The organism is Dactylosporangium sucinum, from assembly GCF_014647515.1.
GTDB classification, from domain to species: domain Bacteria; phylum Actinomycetota; class Actinomycetes; order Mycobacteriales; family Micromonosporaceae; genus Dactylosporangium; species Dactylosporangium sucinum.
Genome location: NZ_BMPI01000069.1, coordinates 24,159 through 46,811, shown reverse-complemented (window position 1 = coordinate 46,811; position 22,653 = coordinate 24,159). Strand labels below are relative to the sequence as shown.

Sequence of the window (22,653 nt, the reverse complement as noted above, 5' to 3'; positions counted from 1 at the left end):
TGGGTGAGCGAGCGACTGGTGGTGATCGGCGGCGACGCCGCGGGGATGAGCGCGGCCTCGCAGGCCCGTCGGCGACGCCCGGCCGACGACCTGCGCATCGTCGCGTTCGAGCGTGGCCAGCACGCGTCGTACTCGGCCTGCGGCATTCCCTACCTCGTCGCCGGCGACGTCGGCGACGTGGACGACCTCATCGCCCGGCGGCCGGAGGAGTTCCGCGAGCGTCAGCAGATCGACCTGCGGCTCGGCAGCGAGGTGCTGGCGATCGACACCGACCGGCGCGAGGTGGTGGTCCGCGACGCCGCCCGCGAGTATCACGAGCCCTTCGACCAGCTCGTCATCGCGACCGGCGGCACGCCCGCGCGCCCCGAGGTGCCGGGCGCGGTGCTGGCCGGCATCCACGGCGTGCAGACGCTCGACGACGGCATCAGGATTCTCGGGTACCTCGACCGCCACGCTCCCCGCCGCGCCGTCGTCGTGGGCGGCGGCTACATCGGGCTGGAGATGGCCGAGGCGATGCTGCGGCACGGCCTGGACGTCACGCTGGTCGACGCGGCGGAGCAGCCGATGCGCACGCTCGATCCCGACATGGGCGCGCTGGTCGCGCTCGCCCTGGAACGCGAGGGTGTCGGGCTGCGGCTCGGCGAGCGCCTGACCGGCTTCGCCGGCCGCGCCGGCCGGGTCACCGCCGTGCACACGACGGCCGGCGAGATCCCCGCCGACATCGTCATCCTCGGCCTGGGCACCCGCCCGAACAGCGGCCTCGCCGCGGCCGCCGGCATCGACGTCGGCCCGACCGGCGGCATCCGGGTCGACCGCCGCATGCGCACGTCCGTGGCGGGGATCTGGGCCGCCGGCGATTGCGTGGAGACGCTGCACCTGGTGTCGCAGCGGCCGGTCGCGGTCGCCCTCGGTACCCACGCGAACAAACAGGGCCGCGCGATCGGCATCAACATCGGCCGGGGCTACGCCACCTTCCCCGGCGTCGTGGGCACGGCGGTGTCGAAGGTCTGCTCGCACGAGGTGGCCCGCACCGGCCTGACCACGGCGGAGGCGGAGGCGGCCGGCTTCAGCACGTACAGCGTGGTCACCGAGTCGACCACCCGCGCCGGCTACTTCCCGGGCGCCCGCACGATCAAGACGAAGATCATCGCGGAGCGCACCACGGGCCGCTTCCTCGGCGGCCAGATCGTCGGCCAGGAGGGCGCCGCGAAACGCATCGACGCCCTGGCGGTGGCGCTGTGGCACGGGATGACGGTCGAGGAGATGACCGCCCTCGACCTCTCGTACGCCCCGCCCTTCGCCCCGGTCTGGGACCCGATCCTGATCGCCGCCCGCAAGGCTGCCGAGAAGCTCACGGACGATCGGTAGGATCGCGCGGGTGCTGGCACACTTCGCGGACCTGGACCCGTTCCGCCTCTACGCCCTGTTGAAGCTCCGCTGCGACGTCTTCGTGGTCGAGCAGCGCTGCGCGTACCCCGAACTGGACGGCCGCGACGCCGAGCCGGCGACGGTACATTTCTGGCTGGACGACGAGCACGGCACCCCGGCCGCGTACCTGCGCGTCCTGGCCGATCCCTTCGGCGTCTTCCGCATCGGCCGCGTCGTGACGGCGAAGGCCTCCCGCGGCCAGGGCCTGGCGGCCCGCCTCCTGACGGACGCCCTGGCCCACATCGGCCCGGGCCACGAGGTGGTCCTGGACGCCCAGACGGACGCGGTCCGCCTCTACGAACGCTCCGGCTTCGTCGCCGAGGGCGGCCCGTTCCTGGAGGACGGCATCGAACACATCCACATGCGCCGCCCCGCCACCTGACCGGCGCCGGCCCGCCATCTTCAGGGCCGCGGGCTACGGGAGGTTGGCGACCAGGTCGGCGACGTCGCGGCGGCGGCCCGTGTAGAACGGGACCTCCTCGCGGACGTGGCGGCGGGCGCTCGACGCGCGCAACTCGCGCATGAGGTCCACGATGCGGTGCAGGTCGTCGGCCTCGAAGGCCAGCATCCACTCGTAGTCGCCCAGGGCGAAGCTCGCCACCGTGTTGGCGCGGACGTCCGGGAAGCCGCGGGCCATCTGGCCGTGCTCGGCCAGCATCGCGCGGCGCTCCTCGTCGGGCAGGAGATACCACTCGTACGACCGCACGAACGGATACACGCAGATCCACGCGCGGGCGTGCTCGTCGGCCAGGAAGGCCGGGATGTGGCTCTTGTTGAACTCGGCCGGGCGGTGCAGGGCCAGCTGCGACCACACCGGCGTGAGCAGGGCGCCGAGGGAGGTGCGGCGCAGTGCGGCATACGCCTCCTGGAGGGCCTCGGCGCTCGGCGCGTGCCACCAGACCATGAGGTCGGCGTCGGCGCGCAGGCCGGCCACGTCGTAGGTGCCGCGGACCACCACGTCCTTGGCGGCCAGGTCGGCGAAGAACGCGGTCACCTCGGCGGCGATCTCGTCGCGGCGGGCCGGGTCGACGGGGGTGGACGCGCGGAAGACGGACCACATCGTGTATCGGATGGTGTCGTTCAGCTCGCGGATGCGGGCGGCGTTGGTGGTCGTCATGGCGGCTATTCTCCCAGCCCTTCGAGGACCGCGTCGGCCGCGGCCCAGCCGGATGTGATGCAGGCGGGAATGCCCACACCGTCATACGCCGCCCCGGCCACGGCGATCGCCGGGTGGCGGCGCAGCGTTTCGCGCAAGGTCCGCACGCGGTCCTGATGATTCGGCGTGTACTGCGGGAGCGCGCCACCCCACCGGTACACCGCCCCGGCGACGGGGTCGGGCAGGGCGTCCACGCCGAGCAGCACGGCCAGCTCGTGACGGACCAGGGCGACCAGGTTCTCGTCGGTGCGCTGCAACTGCTGCTCGTCGCCGTGGCGGCCGACCGACGCGCGCAGGAGCGTGACGCCCGGGCGGTGCAGGTGGGCCCACTTCTGGTCGAAGAAGGTGACCGCCTTGACCGCGAACCCTTCCGTCGCCGGCACCAGGAAGCCCGACAGCTCGGGCAGTTTCGTCGCCGGCAGGGCGAGCGCGACGAGCGCCACCGAGGCATACTCGAGCGGCACCCCCGCCAGTCCCTCCACAGTGGACAACAGTCGGGCGGCCGGCGCGGCCGGGACGGCGAGCACCACGCCGTCGGCGTCGAGGAAGCCGGGGTCGTGGGTCGAGCCGACGGTGAGCCGCCAGCCGGCGCCGTGGCGGCGCAGCTCACGGACGGTCGAGCCGAGCCGCACGTCGGGCAGCGCGGCGGTGACGGCGTCGGTGAGCCGGCTCATGCCGCCCTCGATCGTCCCGAACACCGGCCCGCGGGACGCCGGCGCGGCCACCGCCGACCGCAGGGCCTCGGTGAGCGTGTGTGACCGCTCGGCCGCCGCGGCGAGCTTCGGCAGGGCCATGCGCAGCGACAGGCGGTCGGCCCGGCCCGCGTAGACGCCGCCCAGCAGGGGCTCGACGTAGTGGTCCACGACGGCGTCGCCGCGGCGCGGCCGGACCAGCTCCCCCACGGTGAGGTCGCCGCCGGGCGGGAGGAGGGGGGCGTCGGAGGACACGTCCGGTACACCCGGATCCTCCGCCAGCGGAATGCCCATCAGCGTGCCGGACGGCAGCTCGCGCAGGCCGCCGTCGATCGCCACCGCGGCGCGGGCGGGTGTCGGGTGGACCACGGCGCCGGCCAGCCCGGCGGCGCCCGCCAGCCGGACCGCGGCGCTCGGGCCGCCGTCGGGGCCGGCCATGAGGAACGACTCGGCGCCCTGCTCGACCGGGCCGCCGGCCAGGGTGCCGGTGCGCAGCTTGCCACCCGTGCGCTCGCCGCGGTCGACGAGGACGACGTCGAGGCCACGCTCCAGAAGGCGCTGCGCCGCGGCCAGCCCGGCGATGCCGCCACCGACGACCACGACGCGCTTTGTCATACCCCGAGTCTATTGTCGCGGCATGACGGAAGAGCGAGTGGCAGTTGTCACGGGCGCGGCGCAGGGCATCGGGCGGCGGACGGCGGAGGTGCTGGCCGAGGAGGGCTATGCCCTGGCCCTGCTCGACCGGCAGCCGGTCCTCGGCTTCGAGGCGATCGACGCGCTGACGTTCGCCGGCGACGTGTCCGACGAGGCGGACGTGGCGCAGTTCGTGGCCGCGGTCGAGGCGCGGTTCGGGCGCGCCGACGTGCTGGTCAACAACGCCGGCATCGCGTCGATCGCGCCCGCCGAGGAGACCGGCGCGGCCCAGTGGCGCCGGGTGCTGGAGGTCAACCTGACCGGGCCGTTCCTGCTGAGCCAGGCGTTCGGGCGGCGGATGCTGGTGCGCGGCTCGGGCACGATCGTCAACATCGCCTCCGTCGCGGGTCTGCTGGGGGTCGCCGACCGCGTGGCCTATAACGCCAGCAAGCACGGGCTGATCGGCCTCACGCGCACGCTCGCGGTCGAGTGGGGCGGGCGCGGCGTCCGGGTCAATGCGGTGTGCCCCGGCTGGGTCAAGACCGACATGGACGACGAGTCGCAGGCCTCGGGCGCCTACGGTGACGGCGACATCACCGACCACGTGCCGATGGCCCGGTTCGCCCAGCCGGAGGACATCGCCCGAGCGGTGGCGTTCCTGGCCGACCCGGCGCGCAGCGGATTCGTCAACGGGGCGGCGCTCTCCGTCGACGGCGGGTGGGCGGCCGACGGCTCCTGGCAGTCACTGCGCCTGGAGAGCCGGGGCCGCTGAGCGCCGGAGCCGCTGAGGGACTGATGTGCCGCATGTCGCACACCCGATGTGCGTCGATATGTCGGCGGCTCGGGTGATGCCGGAAAAGGCGATGTCCATCTGTGGGGCGAACCCCTCTGGAAGATCTCGCCGGAGGCGCGCACACTCTCACGGATGAGCGACCTCGCGTCCTCCAGACCGTCACCCGACGAGCCGGTCGACCCGCACGGGCATCATGCCGATGCATACGGGCTCGACCCGCTCGCCGAGGTGATCGCCGGCCTCGCGGACCTCGCCGACCTGGGCGAGCTCGCGGACGTCTCCGGGCTGGGCGCGCGGGCGGTCCCGGTCGACGACGCCGAGCCGACCGCCCGCACGATCGCCGCGCTCCTGGAGACCCCCACGACCACCCCGGCCGAGCTGGCCGACGCCGTAGCGTGGTGCTACGACGACGCCGCGTTGCCGTTGCTGCTGCCCCTCGCGCGGCACACCGACGCGCGCGTGCGGCGGGCCGTGGCCCAGGCGCTGCCGAGCGTGCTCGGCGAGGCCACGCCGGGCGAGACCGTGCGGGCGCTGCTCGCGCTGAGCGGCGACCGGGACGACGACGTGCGCGACTGGGCCTGTTTCGCGCTCGGCACCCAGCTGTCCGAAGTGGACGAGCCGGCCGTCCGCGAGGCGCTGGTCGCCCGGCTCGACGACCCGCACGACGACACGCGCTGCGAGGCGCTGCTCGGGCTGGCCCGGCGGCGCGACGAGCGGGTGCTGCCGGTGCTGCACGAGCGGCTGGCGCGCGACAACGTGTACTCGCTGGAGATCGACGCCGCCGGCGCCCTCGGGCATCCGTCGCTGCACACGCTGGTGCGCGGGCACCTGTCGGGCTGGGACGACGACGTGGTGGCCCGGGTGTGCGCGGCGCTGCGCCTCACCGACCCCGACGGCGTCGGCGAGGACCTGCTCGACGGCCTTGCCGACTGGTTCCGGGCGGGCGCGCCGCACGCCACCGACGAGGACCGCTACTGGTGGTCGGTGACCCTGCAGCTGCTGGAGCACGCCGAATACCGGGCGCCGGAAGTCGCCGAGCAGGTGCACGGCCGGCTGCTCGGCAACGCCCCGGCCACGGGGCTGATGCTCGCCTCGCGCCTGGCCCAGCTGGCCGGCGACCACGGCTGGCCCCGCTGGGTCCCCACCGACCGCTGAGACCGCCGGCACCGCTAGACCGTGTGGACCAGCTCCACCAGGCGGGTCAGGACGTCGGGGTCGGTCTCCGGCAGCACGCCGTGGCCGAGGTTGAAGATGTGGCCGGGGGCCTTGGTGCCCTCCGCCAGCACGCGCCGGGCCTCCTGCTCGACGACCTCCCAGGGGGCGAACAGCACCGCCGGGTCGAGGTTGCCCTGCACGGCCTTGCCCGGCACGCGGCTCGCGGCGACGTCCAGCGGCGTGCGCCAGTCCACCCCCACCACGTCGGCGCCCGCCTCGCTCATGGCGGCGAGCAGCTCGGCGGTGCCCACGCCGAAATGGATGCGGGGAACCTCGGACAGGCTCCCGAGCACGCTCGCGGAGTGGGGCAGGACCGAGCGCCGGTAGTCGGCCTCCGACAGCGCCCCCGCCCACGAGTCGAACAGCTGGACCGCGTCGACCCCGGCGTCGACCTGCACCCGCAGGAAGGTGCGGGTGATGTCGGCGAGGCGGGTGCACAGCGCGTGCCAGACGTCGGGGGCGCCCAGCATGAGCGCCTTGGTGAGCACGTGGTGCTTCGAGGGGCCGCCCTCGACGAGGTAGCTGGCCAGGGTGAACGGCGCGCCGGCGAAGCCGATCAGCGCCGTCGGGCCGAGCTCGCGCTTGAGCTGGCGGACGGCCTCGGCGACGAACTCGACCGCCTCGGGCTCCAGCGGCCGGATCGCCTCGACGTCGGCCATGGTGCGCACCGGGCTGGCGACCACGGGGCCGGTGCCCGCGACGATGTCGAGGTCGACGCCGGCCGCCTGCAGCGGCACCACGATATCGCTGAAGAGAATGGCCGCGTCGACGCCGTGCCGGCGGACCGGCTGCAGGGTGATCTCGGTGACCAGGTCGGGCCGCCGGCAGGACTCCAGCATCCCGATCCCGGCCCGGACCTCGCGATACTCGGGCAGGGACCGGCCCGCCTGACGCATGAACCAGACCGGCGTGTGCGGCACCGCCTCACCGCGGGCGGCGCGCAGCAGGACCTTCGTCGTGTCATCCATAGCGCGACCATCGTTTCACTCGGCGCAATGCGGCGGCGCGGCGGCACCCCCTGCGCGACTTTCTCTCTTAGTCTTCCGTTATGGCGCCATCGACCGCGACTCCCCCTACGTTCACCCGGGCGGTGGAGGAGCTGCGTGCCGTGACCGCCCGGCCGGAGATCACGCTGGAGGAGGTGCCCGCGCCGCAGCGCCTCGCGCCCTACGCGCACGCGCTCGGCGGCACGGTGCTGCGCCACGGCGACGAGGTGGCCACCGGGCGGCTGATCCTGCTGCACGACCCGGCCGGCCACGAGGCGTGGGACGGGACGATGCGGTTCGTGACGTACGTGACGGCCGAGCTGGAGGCGGAGCTCGCCGCCGACCCGCTGCTGCCCGGCGTCGGCTGGAGCTGGCTCACCGACGCGCTCGACGGGCACCACGCCGCCTACACGGCGATCGGCGGCACGGTCACGCAGACCCTGTCGACCCGGTTCGGCGACCTCGCGGGGCCGCCGGCGGCGGCCGACCTGGAGATCCGGGCCTCGTGGACGCCGACCGACGACGACATCCAGGCCCACGTCCACGCCTGGTGCGCGCTGCTGGCCTCGACGGCCGGCCTGCCCCCGCCCGGCGTCACCGCGCTCCGCGCGTAGACCGGGACTGCTCGCCGAGTGGGCCGCACACGTGCACAACCGGACCCGAGCCGGATGGCGTAAAACGTATGCGACGGCCGGCGCTGGTTCAGCGCCGGCCGTGCGTCAGGTCATCCAGCGCTGACTAGAACCCGAGCAGAACCTGAGCCTCGTTGCACGGCTTCTGCAGCTCTTGGATCTTGTTCTGATACGTGGTCTGGTCGTTCTTGTTGGCCGCCTCCGACGCCTCGAGCAGCAGCTTCAGGCAGGTGCCGATGACGTCGCGCTGACGCTTGGCCTCGGTGCTGTCGGACTGGGTGCCACGCAGGTCCTGCTGCGCCTTGGCGAGCTCGTCGGCCTTCGACTTGAGGTCGGCCTTGGTGGTTTCGAGATCCTTGTTGGTGTTGTCGATCGTCACCTGCCGGTCGGCGGCGAGCTTCTCCGACTTGTCCAGCTTGCCGCTCTTGTCGACGTAGAGGCCGACGAAGACGCCGGCCGCGATGACCGCGAGCGCCAGCAGGCTGGCCAGGATCGGGACGGCGACGCCCCGCTTCTTCGGCGTCTCGACCGGCGGGTACGCCATCGGCTGGGCCGGGAACGCGGGCGGGCCGGAGACCGGGCCGAACGTGTTCGGCGGGCCGGACATGGGCGGACCCGACATCGGCGGGCCGGACATCGGCGGCGGGGCCATCATCGGGGCGGTCGGCGGGGCCGAGACCGACGGGTCGAGGCTGTAGGAGCCCTCGCTGCCGTAGGACGGCAACTGCGTGGTGCCCTGGTCGTGGAGCGGAGCGGCCTGCGGCGGCACGGGGCCGCCGTAGGGCGACACCGGCTGGTCGTACGACGGCTGCTGCGGAGCCGGGTACGACGGCTGCTGCGGTGCCGGGTACGACGGCTGCTGCGCGGGCGGGTAGGCACCGGCGGGCGCGTTCGGGTCGGGGTAGCCGTATCCCTCGTTCGGGTTCCCCTGGGGGTTTCCGGGGTATGACATCTGCTTCCTCCTGGTGGTCCGCCGGGCAGCGCCCCGGCGGGCGTCGAACGACCGTCGCGACCGGGACGCAACGGCGGGTGGTTCAGGGACTACGGCTCAGCAGACGTTGTTGACCGTCTGACAGACCACCGTGATCGGAATCGCGAGGCCGATACCCTCGGCCTCCCGGGCCTTGAGCGTCGCGACGCCGACCACCTCCTTCTTCGCGTTGAAGACCGGACCACCGGAGTTGCCCGGGTTGATCGCCGCGTCGAACTGCATCAGCTGCTCGCCGCTCAACGTGCGGAAGGCGCTCACCACGCCCGTCGTCACGGTGTCCTCGAGGCCGAGCGGGGAGCCGACGACGAGCACCGGCTCGCCGACCTTGGGGACCTCCGGCGCCGGGTTGAGCCGGGTGAACACCTCGTCGGTGTGCAGCACGACCAGGTCCTTGTCCGGGTGAACCTCGACGATGGTCGCGCCGAAGCGCTGGTCGGTGCGCTCGAGGCTGACGTTGCGCTCGTTGCGCTCGTACGCCTCCTGCACCACGTGGTAGTTGGTGATGAGGTTGGTCCCGCCGCCCGCCGGCTCCTTGCCGAGGGCGAAGGCGGTGCCCGTCGCATACTTGGTGGAGACCCGGAAGACGCTCGGCCGCACACTCGCGGCGACCTCGGCCGCGTCGAGGCTGCCGCCGGTCTTCGCCTCCAGCTTGTCGGCCCGGCCCTCGAGGGCCTTGAGCCGCGACTCGTCCGCCTGCTGCGCCTGCGTGAGCGTGTCCTCGGTCTTGTCGAGGCGGCCCTGCAGGCTGACGATGAACGCCGCCTGCACGCCGACCACGATGAGCAGCACGATCGCCAGCACCAGGGCGAACACCGAGGTGCCGCTGCGCCGGGCGGGCGGCGGGCCGAGCGGGGGTCCGCTGTGCGGCCGCGGCTGGCCCGGCCCGGAGACGGGCCCGGAGACCGGCCAGGCGCTGGTCGGCTGGGTCGGCAGCGCGCCGGTGATGGTCGGCGCCGGCCCCGTCTGCAGCGCACCGGTCTGCAGCGACCCGGTGCTCGACACCGCCTGGAACGAGCCGGTGGACGTCATGCGCGGGGGAAGTGGACCGAGTCGCTCCGACTCGTCGGCCGCACGGTCCGCATGTTGCGGCCGTTCGTACGAGTCTGAGGTGCCGGAAGCCACCGGGTTGGAAGGGTCATACCCGGCCGTCATGCTTCTCGTTTTCCTTCCTGTCACGATTCCGCCCGTTTTCGCCGGACAATTGCTCGCACGCAGGCTGCCATGTCGCGGTGTCGCCGGTCGGCCTCACCCTAGACGGCCTGCACAAGCCCCGCGACCTTCGAGGCAACCTGTGGACAGATGCAACCTGCCGACAGATCCGGATTTCCTGCGCACGCGACCGTACCGGCTATCCCCATCGTCTGTCCGACCCGATTCCCAACCCTTTTCGGCCGTCTTCGCGGGGGTCGGTAAGGGGTCTCGAACCCGACGCGCCGGACCGGCTGCAACGGGGCACCTGTGCCGCAACGTACCGTGGTCCGCGTGACCGACGAACCCCCCGCGCGGCGTCGGGACGAGGAGCCAGACAGTCCGGGCAAACCGGACGACACGACCGAGCCCGTCCTGCTGACCGCCCCCCGAGACGGGACACCCGAGCCGATCGTGGACCGGGCCGAGCTCGCACGCGCCGTCGAACGCTTCGCCGTGGGCTCCGGCCCGGTGGCGGTCGACGCCGAGCGCGCCTCCGGCTACCGGTACACCCATCGGGCGTACCTCGTGCAGCTCCGCCGCGCCGGCGCCGGCACGATCCTCATCGACCCGCTGCCGTTCGGGCAGCTGCCCGAGCTCGACGAAGTGATCTCGCCCACTGAGTGGGTGCTGCACGCCGCGAGCCAGGACCTGCCGTGCCTCACCGAGCTCGGCCTGCGCCCGACCCGGCTGTTCGACACCGAGCTGGCCGCCCGGCTGTGCGGCTTCGAGCGGGTCGGCCTGGCCGCGCTCACGGAGTCGCTGCTGGGCTACACGCTGGAGAAGCACCACTCGGCGGCCGACTGGTCGACCCGGCCGCTGCCGACGTCCTGGCTGACCTACGCGGCGCTGGACGTCGAGCTGCTGCTCCAGCTGCGCGACACGCTCGTCGAGGAGCTGCAGAAGCAGGGTAAGACCGAGTGGGCCCAGCAGGAGTTCGCCGCGCTGGTCGCCTCGGCCGGCGACCCGCCGCGCGTGCGGGCCGACCCGTGGCGCCGCACCTCGGGCATCCACCGGGTCCGCGGGGCGCGTGCCCTGGCCCGGGTGCGCGCGCTGTGGACCGCCCGCGACGAGATCGCCCAGCGCCGCGACGCGAGCCCCGGCCGGGTCCTGGCCGACGCCGCGATCATCGCCGCGGCCGAGGCCGACCCGAAGGACGAGCGCAGCCTGCTCGCCCTGGCCGGCTTCGGCGGCCGGTCGGTGCGCCGGCTGGCCCCGACCTGGCTCGGCGCGCTCTCCGACGCCCGCGCCCTGTCCGACAAGGAGCTGCCGACCACGCCGCCGTCGGAGGGCCCGCCCCCACCGCACCGCTGGGCCGAGCGCGACCCGGTCGCGGCCGCCCGGCTGGCGCGCTGTCGCGAGCTGGTCACCAGCCTGGCCGGGGCGCACCAGCTACCGCCGGAGAACCTCATCACCCCCGACTCGGTGCGCCGGCTGGCCTGGTCGCCGCCGGAGGAGCTGACCGAGGACGCGGTGGCGGCGGTGCTGTCCGGCTACGGCGCGCGCCCCTGGCAGGTCGCGCTGGTCACTCCGGGCCTGACGGCAGCCCTCCACACCCCCACCTGACACACCCCCGACCCGCGGCCCAGCCCCGCGCCGGACGCGCCGCAGGCTCGCGCGGCCCAGCGCGGCCCAGCCCTGCGCGGCCCAGCCCTGCGCGGCCCCAGGCCGCGCCGGACGCGCCGGCCGCACCCGTGTCCCGCGATCTTGGACTTGTAGTCCCGAATATGTCCGATTTTTCGGCATAAAGCCGGGACCGCAACTCCAAGATCGCAGGACACGATCGCGGGACACATCGCGGGACGAAGGTGAGCGGCGGCGTGGTGTGGGGGGATCCATAGGGCCGGCGGACTTACTGGCGAGTAACATTGCCTCCAACTCGTCAGGAGGAGGACTCCGTGCCCCGTACCGTCCGCGACGTCGTCTTCGTCGACGGCGTGCGCACCCCGTTCGGCAAGGCCGGTGGGATGTACGCCAACACCCGCGCCGACGACCTCGTCATCCGCTGCATCCGGGAGCTGCTGCGGCGCAACCCGCAGCTGCCGCCCGAACGGGTCGACGAGGTCGCCATCGCGGCCACGACGCAGATCGGCGACCAGGGTCTCACCATCGGGCGCACCGCCGCCCTCCTGTCCGGCCTGCCCAAGTCGGTGCCCGGGTACGCGATCGACCGGATGTGCGCCGGCGCCCTCACCGCGGTGACCACCGTCGCCGGCGGCATCGCGTTCGGCGCCTACGACGTGGCGATCGCCGGCGGCGTGGAGCACATGGGCCGCCACCCGATGGGCGAGGGCGTCGACCCCAACCCGCGCATCCTGGCCGAGCAGCTCGTCGACCCGTCGGCGCTGGTCATGGGCTCGACGGCGGAGAACCTCCACGACCGGCTGCCCGGCATCACCAAGGAGCGCGCCGACCGGTTCGGCTACGCGTCGCAGGTGCGGACGGCCGCCGCCTACCGGGCCGGCAAGCTGCAGCCCGACCTGGTCAGCGTGGCCACCCGCGACCCGGAGGCCGGCTGGGGCCTGGCCACCGTCGACGAGGCGCCCCGCGAGACGAGCCTGGAGAAGCTGGCCACGCTCAAGACCCCGTTCCGCCCGCACGGCAAGGTGACCGCGGGCAACGCGGCCGGCCTCAACGACGGCGCCACCGCGTCGATCATCGCGGCCGAGGACGTCGCCCGGGAGCTGGGCCTGCCGATCGGCATGCGCCTGGTCGCGTACGGGTTCGCCGGCGTCGAGCCGGAGGTCATGGGCGTCGGCCCGATCCCGGCCACGGAGAAGGCCCTCCGCCAGGCCGGCCTGACGATCGAGGACATCGGCCTGTTCGAGCTCAACGAGGCGTTCGCCGTGCAGGTGCTCGCCTTCCTCGACCACTTCGGCATCGCCGACGACGACCCGCGGGTCAACCCGTGGGGCGGCGCGATCGCCGTCGGGCACCCGCTCGCCTCCTCCGGCGTTCGGCTCATGACCCAGCTGTCGCGGCAGTTCGCCGAGCACCCCGAGGTGCGCTACGGCCTGACCGCCATGTGCGTCGGCATCGGCATGGGCGCGTCCGTGATCTGGGAGAACCCGAACTGGAAGGGCGACAAGTGACCGCGACCATCACCAACCCGAACGAGGTCGTGACCAAGGCGCTGCTGCGGTTCGTGACCCTGCCGAGCCGCGAGCGGGCGGCGATCATCACGCTCGACAACGGCTTCGACCACACCAAGCCGAACTCGTTCGGCCCCGGCGGGCTGGCCAGCCTCGACGCGGCGATCGACGAGGCCGTCGCCGCGCAGCCCAAGTTCATCGCGCTGACCGGCAAGCCGTACATCTTCTGCGTCGGCGCCGACATCACCGGCATGCCGCTGCTGACCTCACGCGAGCAGGCGGTGGAGCTGGGTCGGTACGGGCACCGCGTCTTCCGCAAGCTGCGCGACTCGACGGTGCCGACGTTCGCGTTCGTCAACGGCGCCGCGATGGGTGGCGGCCTCGAGGTCGCGCTGCACTGCCACTACCGCACCGTCTCCTCCGGCGCCGCGGCGCTCGCGCTGCCCGAGGTCGCGATCGGCCTGGTGCCCGGCTGGGGCGGCACGCAGCTGCTGCCCAACCTCGTCGGCATCGCCGCCGCGGCACAGGTCATCCTGCAGAACCCGCTCACCCAGAAGCAGCTCAAGCCGGCCCAGGCCCACGAGATGGGCATCGCCGACGCGATCTTCGACCCGGCCGACTACCTGGAGCGGTCGCTGGAGTGGGCCGAGGGCGTCGTCGACGGCACCGTCACCGTGACCCGGCCGGAGGTCGACCGGGACATGTGGGACGGGGTGCTGTACTTCGCGAAGCACCAGCTCGACGAGCGCCTCCACGGCGCCGTGAGCTCGGCGAACCAGGCGCTGGAGCTGCTGGCGCTCGCGAAGACCGCCACGTTCGACGAGGGCACGGCGGCCGAGGACGAGGCGCTCGCCGACCTCATCATGGGCGACCAGGCTCGCGCCAGCCTCTACGCGTTCGACCTCGTGCAGCGCCGCGCCAAACGGCCGGCCGGTGCGCCGGACAAGGGCCTCGCCCGCGACGTGAACAAGGTCGGCATCGTCGGCGCCGGGCTCATGGCGTCGCAGCTCGCCCTGTTGTTCGTGCGTCGTCTCGAGGTACCGGTGGTGCTGACCGACCTCGACCAGGAGCGCGTCGACAAGGGCGTCGGCTACGTGCGGGCCGAGGTCGACAAGCTGGTCGCCAAGCGCCGCCTCGACGCCGGCAAGGCCGCCAAGCTCAAGGGCCTCGTCAGCGGCTCGGTCGACAAGGCCGCGTTCGCCGACGCCGACCTGGTGCTCGAGGCGGTGTTCGAGGACCTCGGCGTGAAGAAGCAGGTCTGGGCCGAGATCGAGAAGATCGTCCGCGACGACTGCGTGCTGGCCACCAACACCTCGTCGCTGTCGGTCACCGAGCAGGCCGCCGACCTCGCCCACCCCGAGCGCGTGGTCGGGCTGCACTTCTTCAACCCGGTCGCGATGATGCCGCTGCTGGAGATCGTCCGGGCGGCGCAGACCGACGACGTGACCCTCGCCACCGCGTTCGCGGTCGGCAAGGCGCTGAAGAAGTCGTCGGTGCTGGTGAAGGACGCGCCGGCGTTCGTCGTCAACCGGCTGCTGACCCGCTTCCTCGGTGTCGTCACCGCCTCGGTCGACGACGGCACCCCGATCGACGTCGCCGACTCGGCGCTCGACCCGCTCGGCCTGCCGATGCGCCCGATGGCCCTGCTCACCATGGTCGGCCCGGCCGTCGCGCACCACGTCGCCGAGACGCTGCACGGCGCCTTCCCGGACCGCTTCGGCGTCTCGCCGAACCTGGGCCGGGTCGTCGCCGCCGGCAAGCGCGGCTTCACCGACGCCGAGGGCAACCCCGACCCGGAGGTCCTTGCCCTGCTGGAGGTCGGCGACCGGCCGTCGTCGGTGGAGGAACTGCGTGACCGGGCGACGTCCGCCCTTGCCCAGGAGATCCGCCTGATGCTCGACGAGGGCGTCGTGGCGGACGCCCGCGACATCGACCTGTGCATGATCCTCGGCGCCGGCTGGCCGTTCCACCTCGGTGGGATCACGCCGTACCTCGACCGCGAGGGCATCTCCGAGAAGGTCACCGGAGCGCGGTTCCTCCCGCCGGGCGTGGCAAACGCGCCCTGACCCCGCTATCGAGGGAAATATTTACCGATCGCCGGACAAGGACCCCGCCAGCGCCTAGCGTTGGCGGGGTTCGTCACGCGGTCCCCCCGGCCGCCACGTTCTTCAGGCACGGGGGTGCACCATGCGCAAAACCGCCCTGTTTCTTGCCGTCCTGATCGGCGGCCTTCTGCCTGCGGTGGATGTGCAAACCGCACAAGCCGCGCAGGCCGCGACCGTGGTGTCGCCGAAGCGGCCGCTCAACGTCCGCGCCGGCTCGGCCGTGTGGACGGCCCAGCTGCGCACCCTGTCGCACGGCAGCTCGGTCACCATCGTGTGCCAGGTCCGCGGCCAGCGCATCGACCAGGGCACGGTCCGGGTCACCGACCTGTGGGACCGGCTCGCCGACGGCACCTACGTCTCCGACGCGTGGATCCGCCGGCCGCAGGAGGTGCCGGCCTGCGAGACCGCCACGCCCGTCGCCGCGGCGGCGGCCGCACCCGCGGCGGTCGCCGGCACGGTCGCGTCGGGGGGCATCCCGCTCAAGGCCCGCTCCGCCCCCGCGCACGGCGCCCCGCTCGTCGCCGCCCTCGCCAACGGCACGGCGCTGACGCTGACCTGCCAGGTCCGGGGCGAGAACATCGCCGGCCGGGTCCGCACCACGCCGATGTGGAACCGCCTGCCCTCGGGGACCTACGTTTCCGACGCGTACGTCCGGCGCAGCGCGACCCCGCCCCCGTGCGCGGCCACGGCCCCGCCGCCGGCCGCCGCTCCCGCCGCTCCCGCCGCTCCTCCCGCGGCCGCCGGGCGCTGGGTCAGCCCGCTGCCGGGCTTCACGGCCCGCCCCGGCTTCCGCACGCCGAGGAACCCGAACCACATCGGCGTCGACATCATGTCGTTCACCGGCACCCCGATCCGCGCGGCCTCGGCCGGCACCGTGGTCGAGGTGGTGTGCAACATCGAGGCCGGCCACTCCTGCGACCAGACCGGCAGCGCGTCGATCGGCGGCTGCGGCTGGTACGTGAAGCTGCAGCACGCGGGCGGCATCGCGACGCTGTACTGCCACATGGTCCGCCGCGCGATCGTGCAGCCCGGCCAGAAGGTCGCCGCCGGCCAGGTCATCGGCTACGTCGGCAGCTCCGGCAACTCCTCCGCACCGCACCTGCACTACGAGGTGCACGTGAACGCCCCACCGACCGGCCCCTACAACGCCGTCGACCCACTACCGTTCATGCGGTCCCACGGCGCCCCCATCGGCTGACCCCCGCAGCGCGGGCAGCCGCGCCGTGATGCCGAAGTCCCGGCTCATCGAGCACCGGCCCGTCCACCGCTTCGCGGCGGTGACGGTCCACACAGTTTCTTCAAGGTGGCGTCGGGATCGCCGATGAGGCGCTCGCAATCAGCGGGTTGTCGACGGAGGTGCCACGGATGCGGCTGCGCAGTTGGCTCGTCGTGGGCATCGGCGCGACGCTGCTGCTGGCCATCGGGGCCGTCGGCATCTCGGTCAACCGGTCGGCGCTGCGTGCCGCGGAGACCGTCCACCGCGCCGACACGCTCGCGCTGGCCGGCAACAACGGCGGGCTCGCCGAGCAGCTGCTGTGGGTCTCGGCCAAGGAGCTCGGCGACTTCGTCGCCGGCCACCCGCTCGCGCTGACCGCGGACGACCCGGGCGACCGGGAGGCGCTCGTCGAGTACGCGGACAAATCGACGTTCTTCCAGTACGGCCTGGTGCTCACCGACCTGACCGGCAACCCCCTGAACTCGACCCGCACGCGGAACTTCTTCCCCGACATGGAGGGGGTCGGCTACAAGCCGGTCATCTCGGCCCTGGCGCTCGGCCGGCCCGGCTTCTCGTCGATCATGAACATCAAGAACACCTTCGTGCAGGCCGTCGCCGTGCCGATCGTGGTCGCGGGCCAGCCGGTGGCGCTGCTCTACGGGTACATCCCGGTCGCCCAGAGCCAGCTCCAGGAGTACCTCGTGAAGCTCAGCGACAAGGCGCACACCTCGATGCTCGTCGACTCGGCCGGCACCGTCGGCGCCTCCAGCGTGCCCGAGGAGGTCGGGACGCTGGTCGACTCGGCCATCATCGAGCAGCTGGACTCGCAGGAGTCGGTGTTCGTCAACTACCGCGAGGCCTCCGGCCGCACGATGATCGCCGTCGTCAAGGGCGGGCTGCCGGGCGGGTGGGCCTACGTCCGCACCCAGTCCAGGGCCACGTTCGACGGCCCGGTCCGCAACCGCAGCCTCACCATCAACGTCATGCTGCTCACGATGCTGCTCGTGGGCGTCGGCGGCCTGGCCGTGCTCGGGTACCGCTCGCAGCTCGTCCGGCGGCGCGCGGAGGAGCGCTTCTCGGCGCTCGTCGAGCACGCGCCCGACGTCGTCACGGTGCTCGACGCCGAGGGGCGCGTCGTGTACTCCAGCCCGAGCGGCATGCGCATCCTCGGCTTCGGGGCCGTCGGCAGCTCGGTCTTCGACATCCTGCACGAGGACGACCGCCCGCACGTCCGCGAGCGCTTCGCCGCGCTCGTGGCCGAGAAGGGCGCGCTGGAGCGCATGCAGGTGCGGGTCCTGCAGGCCGGCGGCACGCACCGCTGGTTCGACTTCACCGCCTCCAACCAGCTGCACAACGCCGCCCTCGACGGCGTCGTCATCAACGCCCGCGACATCACCGACAGCCGGGAGATGCAGGACCGGCTGGCCCACGACGCCCACCACGACCCGCTGACCGGCCTGCCGAACCGCCGGCGGCTGCACGAACGCCTGGCGGCCTCGTTGGAGGCCAGCCCGGTCGGCGTGCTGTTCGTGGACCTCGACGGTTTCAAGCCGGTCAACGACGAGCTCGGCCACGAGGCCGGCGACGAGCTGCTGCGCCAGGTCGGCGCGCGGCTGAGCTCCTGCCTGCGCCCGGCCGACGTGCTGGCCCGGGTAGGCGGTGACGAGTTCGTGCTGCTGCTGCCGGGAGTGGGCCCGTCCGACGACGCGAGCGGCCTGGCCGCCCGGCTGCGCGCCCTGATCGGCGAGCCGTTCGAGATCTTCGGGCACGAGGTCGGCATCGGGGCGAGCATCGGCCTGCACCTGGCCGCTCCGGGCGAGCACCCGGACCAGGTCATCCGCACGGCCGACCAGGCGATGTACGCCGTCAAGCACGGCCCGTCCCGCCCCGGCCGCCACCGCGCCTGAGGCGCCCGTTGGGAAGCTGTGTGCCACATGGTACTGTGTGGCGCATGGTAAGCGACGCCTTCGACAAGCTCGAGCAGGAGCTGCGCCGCGGCGTCGTCGTGCTGGCGGTGCTCTCCCAGCTGCGCGAGCTGCGATATGGCTACGAGCTGCGGCAGTCCCTCACGGACAAGGGACTGCCGATCGAGGAGGGCACGTTGTATCCGCTGCTGCGCCGGCTGGAGGCGCAGGGCGTGCTGAGCAGCGAGTGGCGGACCGCGGACGGGAAGCCCCGGCGGTACTACGCGCTCAGCCCCGAGGGCGAACGCCTGTTCCGGCGGCTGACCGGCTCCTGGCGCGGCCTCAACGAGGCGATGGGGAATCTCTTGGAGGCGTCATGACCCCTGACGAGCTGATCGACCGCTACGTTGCCGACGTCGTGGCGCTCCTGCCCCGCCGGCAACGCCGCGACGTGGCGCAGGAGCTACGCGCGCTACTCACCGACGAGTCCGCCGACCGGGACGTCGAGGCCGTGCTCGCGAGCTTCGGGCACCCGGCCGAGGTCGCCGCGCGATACGGCCCGCCGGTCACCCTGATCGACCCGGTGGACACCCGCCGGTTCCTGTCGCTGGGGATCGGCGGCGCGCTGCTGATCCACTTCGGCGCCTTCCTCGGCGAGATCATCAAGCCGGTCCGCGACTTCCAGGGTGCGGCGGACGCGGCCTGGCCGGTGGTCTTCGCCTGGCTCGGCCTGCTGTTCGTCGGCTTCGCCCTGCGAGCCTGGCACCGCCGCCGGCGCCCCGTGCGGTGGAGCCCCGGCCGGGCGCGCAACGAGCACGTCAACCGCGCCGGCCGCATCGCCGCCCTGGTCTTCTACGCCGCGGGCACGGCCGTCCTGCTCGACCCGCCGGCGGCCGTCAGGACGGTCGGCCTGCCCCAGCCGGCGATCGACGCGCTCACCTACCACGAGCGCTTCCTCGACGTGCGCGGGCCGGTGATGTTCGCCCTGCTGCTGACCCTCCTGGTGGGCGAGGCGGTGGCGATCTGGAGGCCCTGGCCGGTCACCCAACTGGTCCACGGCGCCGTCACCTGCGCGGTCCTCACCTGGCTCATCGGCAGCGGCCCGATCTTCGTCACCCAGGCGGCCGACCAGACCTTCAAGGAGATCACCGCCCTGATCATCCTGGTGAGCCTGGTCGACCTGGCGGTGCGCCTCCGCCGCACCCACGCGGCCCACGCACTCCGGCACTGATCATGGACAAGCGGCCCGGCCGGCGCCGTCAGCGCGCCGCCGGCTTCACCGCCGCCGTCCCCGACAGCAGCGGCGTCACCGCCGCCGCCGGCAGGCTCACCGTGACCTCCAGCCCGCCGCCGTCCAGCGCCACCGCGCTCACCCCGCCCCCGTGGGCGTCGCAGACGGCCCGGACGATCGACAGCCCCAGGCCCGAGCCGCGGGCGCCCGTGCGCTCGCGGCCGCCGCGGCGGAACGGCTCGAAGAGCGCCGGCACGTCCGGCGAGGCCACCTCAAAGCCGGTGTTGCCCACCACCAGCCAGGCCAGCGTGTCGTCGGTCCCGGTGCGCACCCAGATGCGGCCGCTCAGGTGGTTGTACCGCACCGCGTTCTCGATCAGGTTGCCCGCCAGGCGTTCCAGCAGGCCCGGATCGCCGACGACGTTGGCTGGCTTGAGGTCGGTGTCCACCGACAGGCCCAGCCGCTTGATCTCCTTGCCCATCGCCGACATCGCCACCGTCACGCCCGTCGCCAGGTCGGTGCCGACCTTCCGGCCCAGGCGGCGGCCGGCCTGCGCCTCGGTCCGCGCGAGCAGGAGCAGCGACTCGACCAGCGCGTTCGCGCGCATGGAGGCGTCGCGGACGACGGTGGCCATGCGGCGGTACTCCTCGACGTCGGCCTCCGGATCGTCGAGCGTCACGTCGACCTCGGTCCGCATCACGGCCAGGGGTGTGCGTAACTCGTGCGAGGCGTTGGCCACGAAGCGTTTCTGCGTCTCGAAGGCCTCGCCGATGCGGTCGAGCATCGCGTCGAAGGTCTTGGCGAGCTCCGACACCTCGTCGTCGGCGCCGTCGTAGTTGATGCGCGCGTCGAGCGTCTCGCCGGTGAGCCGCTGCGCGGTGGTGGTGACGCGCTGCAGCGGGCGCAGGGCCCGGCCGGCCACGACGTAGGCGCCGGCGACGCCGACGATGCCGATGAGCAGCAGGGCCAGGCTGCCCCGGGTGAGCAGCTCCCACTCGGCGGCGTCGACCAGCTCGGTCTGCCACTGGTGGGCATCGACCTCGGAGCCGTCCGCGAGCACCACCCGGGTGCCCGGCTGGAGCTGGTCGGCCGGCTTGAGCGCGCCGTCGACCAGGATGTAGGCCAGGATGACCAGCACCAGGCCGGCGCCGACGAGCAGGATGCCGTTGAGCAGGGTGAGCCGGAGCCGCAGGGTGGGCCGGAAGACGGCGGCGCGGCGGGCGTCGTAGACGGTCATTGCGGGAGCCGGGTGCGGTAGCCGGCACCCACGACGGTCTCGATCAGCGCCGGCTCGCCGAGCTTCTTGCGCAGGGTCATCATCGTGACGCGCACGGTGGTGGTGAACGGGTCGGCGTTGGCGTCCCAGACCCGCTCCAGCAGCTCCTCGCTGGACACGACGGCGCCGCGGGCCTTGAGCAGCTCCTCCAGCAGGCCGAACTCCTTGCGGGTCAGGTCGAGCGGCTGCCCGGCCCGGGTGGCGGTGCGCTTGGCCTGGTCGAGGACGAGGTCGCCGATGGTGAGCACCGGCGGGGCGGCGGGCGTGGCCCGGCGGCCGAGTGCCTGCACGCGGGCGACCAGCTCGCTGAAGTCGAACGGCTTGGGCAGGTAGTCGTCGGCGCCGATCTGCAGGCCCTCCACCCGGTCGGCGACGCTGCCGCTCGCCGTGAGCATGAGCACCCGGGTCAGCGCGCCGGAGGCGACCAGGTCGGCGCAGATCTCGTCGCCGTGCTTGCTCGGCAGGTCACGGTCGAGGACGACCACGTCGTACCGCGTCACCATCGCCATCTCGTGCCCGTCGGCGCCGTCGTAGGCGACGTCGACGGCCATGCCCTGCCGCCGTAGACCGCGAACGATCGCGTCGGCCAGGCTCCGCTCGTCTTCGATCACCAGCACGCGCACGTCAAGTCTCCCAACCCGGATCGAGCCAGTGTCGTCCACCGGCTGTGAAGTCCGCGTGAGTAACCGTAACGTCAGACGGGAAGCCGCCACAGGTGCACGGAGTCGCCGTCGGCCAGGCACGACAGCCGCTGGCCGCGCATCGCGCAGCGCGACGGGATGGGCGACACCGTCCCCAGCGGCGTCACCTCACCGGTGCGCAGGTCGATGCGGGCGATCTGGGAGGTGTCGCCGTCGGGCTTCTGCACGACGACGTGCGACGCACCGACCCCGGCGGCGGTGACGTCCTCGACGTCGGTGCCGTCGGTCGCGGTCGGGACCACGCCCCAGCCGCGCAGGTCGGTCAGGTCCCGGCCGGTGCGCCAGTCGACGACCCGGATGCGCATGAAGTCGCCGCGGTCGCGGGCGACGAGCACGCCGGAGCCGGCGCCGTCGAGCTGGATCGGGCGGCGCCACAGCTGCCCGCCGGTGGCCGGGTCGAGCACGGCGATGTCCCGCCAGTTCGGCACGCACAGCATCGGCCCGCAGGCGACCACGACCGGGCCGTAGGCGAGCTCGGCGATCGGGACCGGCTCGGCCGAGCGGAAGAGCTGATGCCACAGGTACCGCAGCGGCTCCATCGCGTACGCCGTGATGAGCGCCCCGTCGTTGCGCACCGAGACGATGACGAGCAGCGCGCCCACGATCCGCACGCTCGTGGGCGGCCCGTCGGCCAGCTCCGGCAGGTCGAGCCCGCTGATGACCGCGCCCGTGCTCGCGTCGCGGACCTCGGTGTGGCCTCCGGGGTACCAGATGACGAACCGCTGGCTGGCGGGCACCTCGGACGCGACGAGCCGGCCACCCTCCGGCATCTCGAACGCCCACCGGATCACGCCCGTCTCGGCGTCGAGGCCGGACATCCGCACCGAGGTCTGCGGGGCGTTGCGGGCCGGCACGACCGGCGGGCAGCTCGGCGAGCGCTCGTCGACGACGAGCAGCCCCGGCGGCTTCCCGGGCGGCCCGCCCATCACCGCGACCGGCGCGCCGGACCGCATCCAGGCCTGCTCCCCGGTGTTCGGGTCGAGCCGCTCCAGGCTCCAGCCGACGGTGTTCGTGCAGGGACGGTGGCGCACGTAGGCGCGGTCGGCGGCGAGATACACCTGCCCGCTGTCGGGCGCCATCGACTTGGTCCAGCGCACCTCGCCGGTGCGCCAGTCGAACGCGGTCAGCGCGGGCTCGTCGCGCAGCGCGTACAGCGCGTTCCGGTCGGCGACGAACCCGACGGTGTGGTCGGCGAGCACGCCCATCTCCTCGATCTGCCGCGCCGGCAGCGACCCGGTGGCCAGCACGACGACGAGGGCGAGGACCGCCACGATCGGCCACTGGCGCCGGCTCGCGTCGCCGGCCGTGGCCGGTGGCAGCCCGAAGTCGATCTCGTCGGCCGGTCCTGGCTTCAATTCACCGAGATCAATCATAGGCTCGCCCACCAGTCCAATGTCCCCCAGGCGTGCGAAGG

At 73.2% G+C, this 22,653-nt stretch carries 20 protein-coding genes; 12 read left to right on the top strand and 8 right to left on the bottom strand.

Translation table 11 applies throughout. The features are described from left to right. Positions 1 to 3 precede the first annotated feature (3 nt). A complete protein-coding gene (locus IEZ31_RS44965) occupies positions 4 to 1,368 on the top strand; it encodes an FAD-dependent oxidoreductase (protein ID WP_190256277.1) in 1,365 nt (454 codons plus the stop codon). Positions 1,369 to 1,378: 10 nt separating this feature from the next. After that, positions 1,379 to 1,810 (top strand): GNAT family N-acetyltransferase, encoded by a 432-nt coding sequence (locus tag IEZ31_RS44960; protein ID WP_373294791.1) that lies wholly within the window; start codon positions 1,379 to 1,381, stop codon positions 1,808 to 1,810. Positions 1,811 to 1,843: 33 nt separating this feature from the next. Here the strand turns inward: IEZ31_RS44960 and hemQ are convergent, their stop codons facing one another. Both hemQ and hemG read right to left on the bottom strand, forming a co-directional pair. Then, positions 1,844 to 2,545, bottom strand: a complete 702-nt coding sequence (gene hemQ, locus IEZ31_RS44955; RefSeq protein ID WP_190256276.1) for a hydrogen peroxide-dependent heme synthase — start codon at positions 2,543 to 2,545, stop codon at positions 1,844 to 1,846. Positions 2,546 to 2,550: 5 nt separating this feature from the next. Beyond that, a complete protein-coding gene (hemG, locus tag IEZ31_RS44950) occupies positions 2,551 to 3,891 on the bottom strand; it encodes a protoporphyrinogen oxidase (protein WP_190256275.1) in 1,341 nt (446 codons plus the stop codon). A gap of 22 nt (positions 3,892 to 3,913) precedes the next feature. Here hemG and IEZ31_RS44945 point away from each other — a divergent pair, with 22 nt between their 5' ends. Continuing rightward, the gene (locus tag IEZ31_RS44945; protein ID WP_190256274.1) at positions 3,914 to 4,681 is read left to right on the top strand and encodes an SDR family NAD(P)-dependent oxidoreductase; all 768 of its coding nucleotides are present in this window, start codon (positions 3,914 to 3,916) and stop codon (positions 4,679 to 4,681) included. 153 nt (positions 4,682 to 4,834) lie between these two features. After that, on the top strand, positions 4,835 to 5,857 hold the full coding sequence (locus tag IEZ31_RS44940) for a HEAT repeat domain-containing protein (RefSeq protein ID WP_190256273.1): 1,023 nt from the start codon (positions 4,835 to 4,837) through the stop codon (positions 5,855 to 5,857). 14 nt (positions 5,858 to 5,871) lie between these two features. Here IEZ31_RS44940 and hemE read toward each other — a convergent pair whose 3' ends face one another. Further along, positions 5,872 to 6,885, bottom strand: a complete 1,014-nt coding sequence (gene hemE, locus IEZ31_RS44935; protein WP_190256272.1) for a uroporphyrinogen decarboxylase — start codon at positions 6,883 to 6,885, stop codon at positions 5,872 to 5,874. Between the two features lie 80 nt (positions 6,886 to 6,965). Here hemE and IEZ31_RS44930 point away from each other — a divergent pair, with 80 nt between their 5' ends. Further along, positions 6,966 to 7,517 carry a DUF3000 domain-containing protein gene (locus IEZ31_RS44930; protein WP_190256271.1) on the top strand — a complete coding sequence of 184 codons (552 nt, stop codon included), beginning with the start codon at positions 6,966 to 6,968 and terminating at the stop codon, positions 7,515 to 7,517. A gap of 124 nt (positions 7,518 to 7,641) precedes the next feature. On the opposite strand, the gene IEZ31_RS44925 is transcribed toward IEZ31_RS44930, so the two are convergent. Both IEZ31_RS44925 and IEZ31_RS44920 read right to left on the bottom strand, forming a co-directional pair. Continuing rightward, positions 7,642 to 8,487, bottom strand: coding sequence for a hypothetical protein (locus IEZ31_RS44925; RefSeq protein ID WP_190256270.1), 846 nt, complete (start codon positions 8,485 to 8,487; stop codon positions 7,642 to 7,644). Between the two features lie 96 nt (positions 8,488 to 8,583). After that, positions 8,584 to 9,555, bottom strand: a complete 972-nt coding sequence (locus IEZ31_RS44920) for a S1C family serine protease (RefSeq protein WP_229836818.1) — start codon at positions 9,553 to 9,555, stop codon at positions 8,584 to 8,586. A gap of 453 nt (positions 9,556 to 10,008) precedes the next feature. Here IEZ31_RS44920 and IEZ31_RS44915 point away from each other — a divergent pair, with 453 nt between their 5' ends. The 7 genes from IEZ31_RS44915 (at position 10,009) to IEZ31_RS44885 (ending at position 19,262) form a co-directional block, all read left to right on the top strand. After that, on the top strand, positions 10,009 to 11,280 hold the full coding sequence (locus IEZ31_RS44915; RefSeq protein WP_190256269.1) for an HRDC domain-containing protein: 1,272 nt from the start codon (positions 10,009 to 10,011) through the stop codon (positions 11,278 to 11,280). 332 nt (positions 11,281 to 11,612) lie between these two features. Further along, positions 11,613 to 12,806, top strand: a complete 1,194-nt coding sequence (locus IEZ31_RS44910) for a thiolase family protein (RefSeq protein WP_190256268.1) — start codon at positions 11,613 to 11,615, stop codon at positions 12,804 to 12,806. After that, entirely contained in the window at positions 12,803 to 14,872 is a 2,070-nt protein-coding gene (locus tag IEZ31_RS44905) for a 3-hydroxyacyl-CoA dehydrogenase NAD-binding domain-containing protein (protein WP_190256267.1), read from the top strand. Before IEZ31_RS44910 ends, IEZ31_RS44905 begins: the two co-directional genes overlap by 4 nt. Before the next feature lie 175 nt (positions 14,873 to 15,047). After that, complete coding sequence (locus IEZ31_RS44900; protein WP_190256266.1) at positions 15,048 to 16,109, top strand: peptidoglycan DD-metalloendopeptidase family protein; 1,062 nt, start codon at positions 15,048 to 15,050, stop codon at positions 16,107 to 16,109. Positions 16,110 to 16,276: 167 nt separating this feature from the next. Continuing rightward, complete coding sequence (locus IEZ31_RS44895; protein ID WP_190256265.1) at positions 16,277 to 18,034, top strand: sensor domain-containing diguanylate cyclase; 1,758 nt, start codon at positions 16,277 to 16,279, stop codon at positions 18,032 to 18,034. 44 nt (positions 18,035 to 18,078) lie between these two features. Then, positions 18,079 to 18,411, top strand: a complete 333-nt coding sequence (locus IEZ31_RS44890) for a PadR family transcriptional regulator (RefSeq protein WP_190256264.1) — start codon at positions 18,079 to 18,081, stop codon at positions 18,409 to 18,411. Then, the gene (locus IEZ31_RS44885) at positions 18,408 to 19,262 is read left to right on the top strand and encodes an HAAS signaling domain-containing protein (RefSeq protein WP_190256263.1); all 855 of its coding nucleotides are present in this window, start codon (positions 18,408 to 18,410) and stop codon (positions 19,260 to 19,262) included. The genes IEZ31_RS44890 and IEZ31_RS44885 overlap by 4 nt, the downstream gene beginning before the upstream one ends. Before the next feature lie 28 nt (positions 19,263 to 19,290). Here the strand turns inward: IEZ31_RS44885 and IEZ31_RS44880 are convergent, their stop codons facing one another. From IEZ31_RS44880 to IEZ31_RS44870, 3 genes are all read right to left on the bottom strand, one after another. Continuing rightward, a complete protein-coding gene (locus IEZ31_RS44880) occupies positions 19,291 to 20,499 on the bottom strand; it encodes a sensor histidine kinase (protein ID WP_190256262.1) in 1,209 nt (402 codons plus the stop codon). Next, the gene (locus IEZ31_RS44875; RefSeq protein ID WP_190256261.1) at positions 20,496 to 21,161 is read right to left on the bottom strand and encodes a response regulator transcription factor; all 666 of its coding nucleotides are present in this window, start codon (positions 21,159 to 21,161) and stop codon (positions 20,496 to 20,498) included. Before IEZ31_RS44875 ends, IEZ31_RS44880 begins: the two co-directional genes overlap by 4 nt. Before the next feature lie 71 nt (positions 21,162 to 21,232). Further along, a complete protein-coding gene (locus IEZ31_RS44870) occupies positions 21,233 to 22,594 on the bottom strand; it encodes an outer membrane protein assembly factor BamB family protein (protein ID WP_190256260.1) in 1,362 nt (453 codons plus the stop codon). Between the last annotated feature and the right edge of the window lie 59 nt (positions 22,595 to 22,653).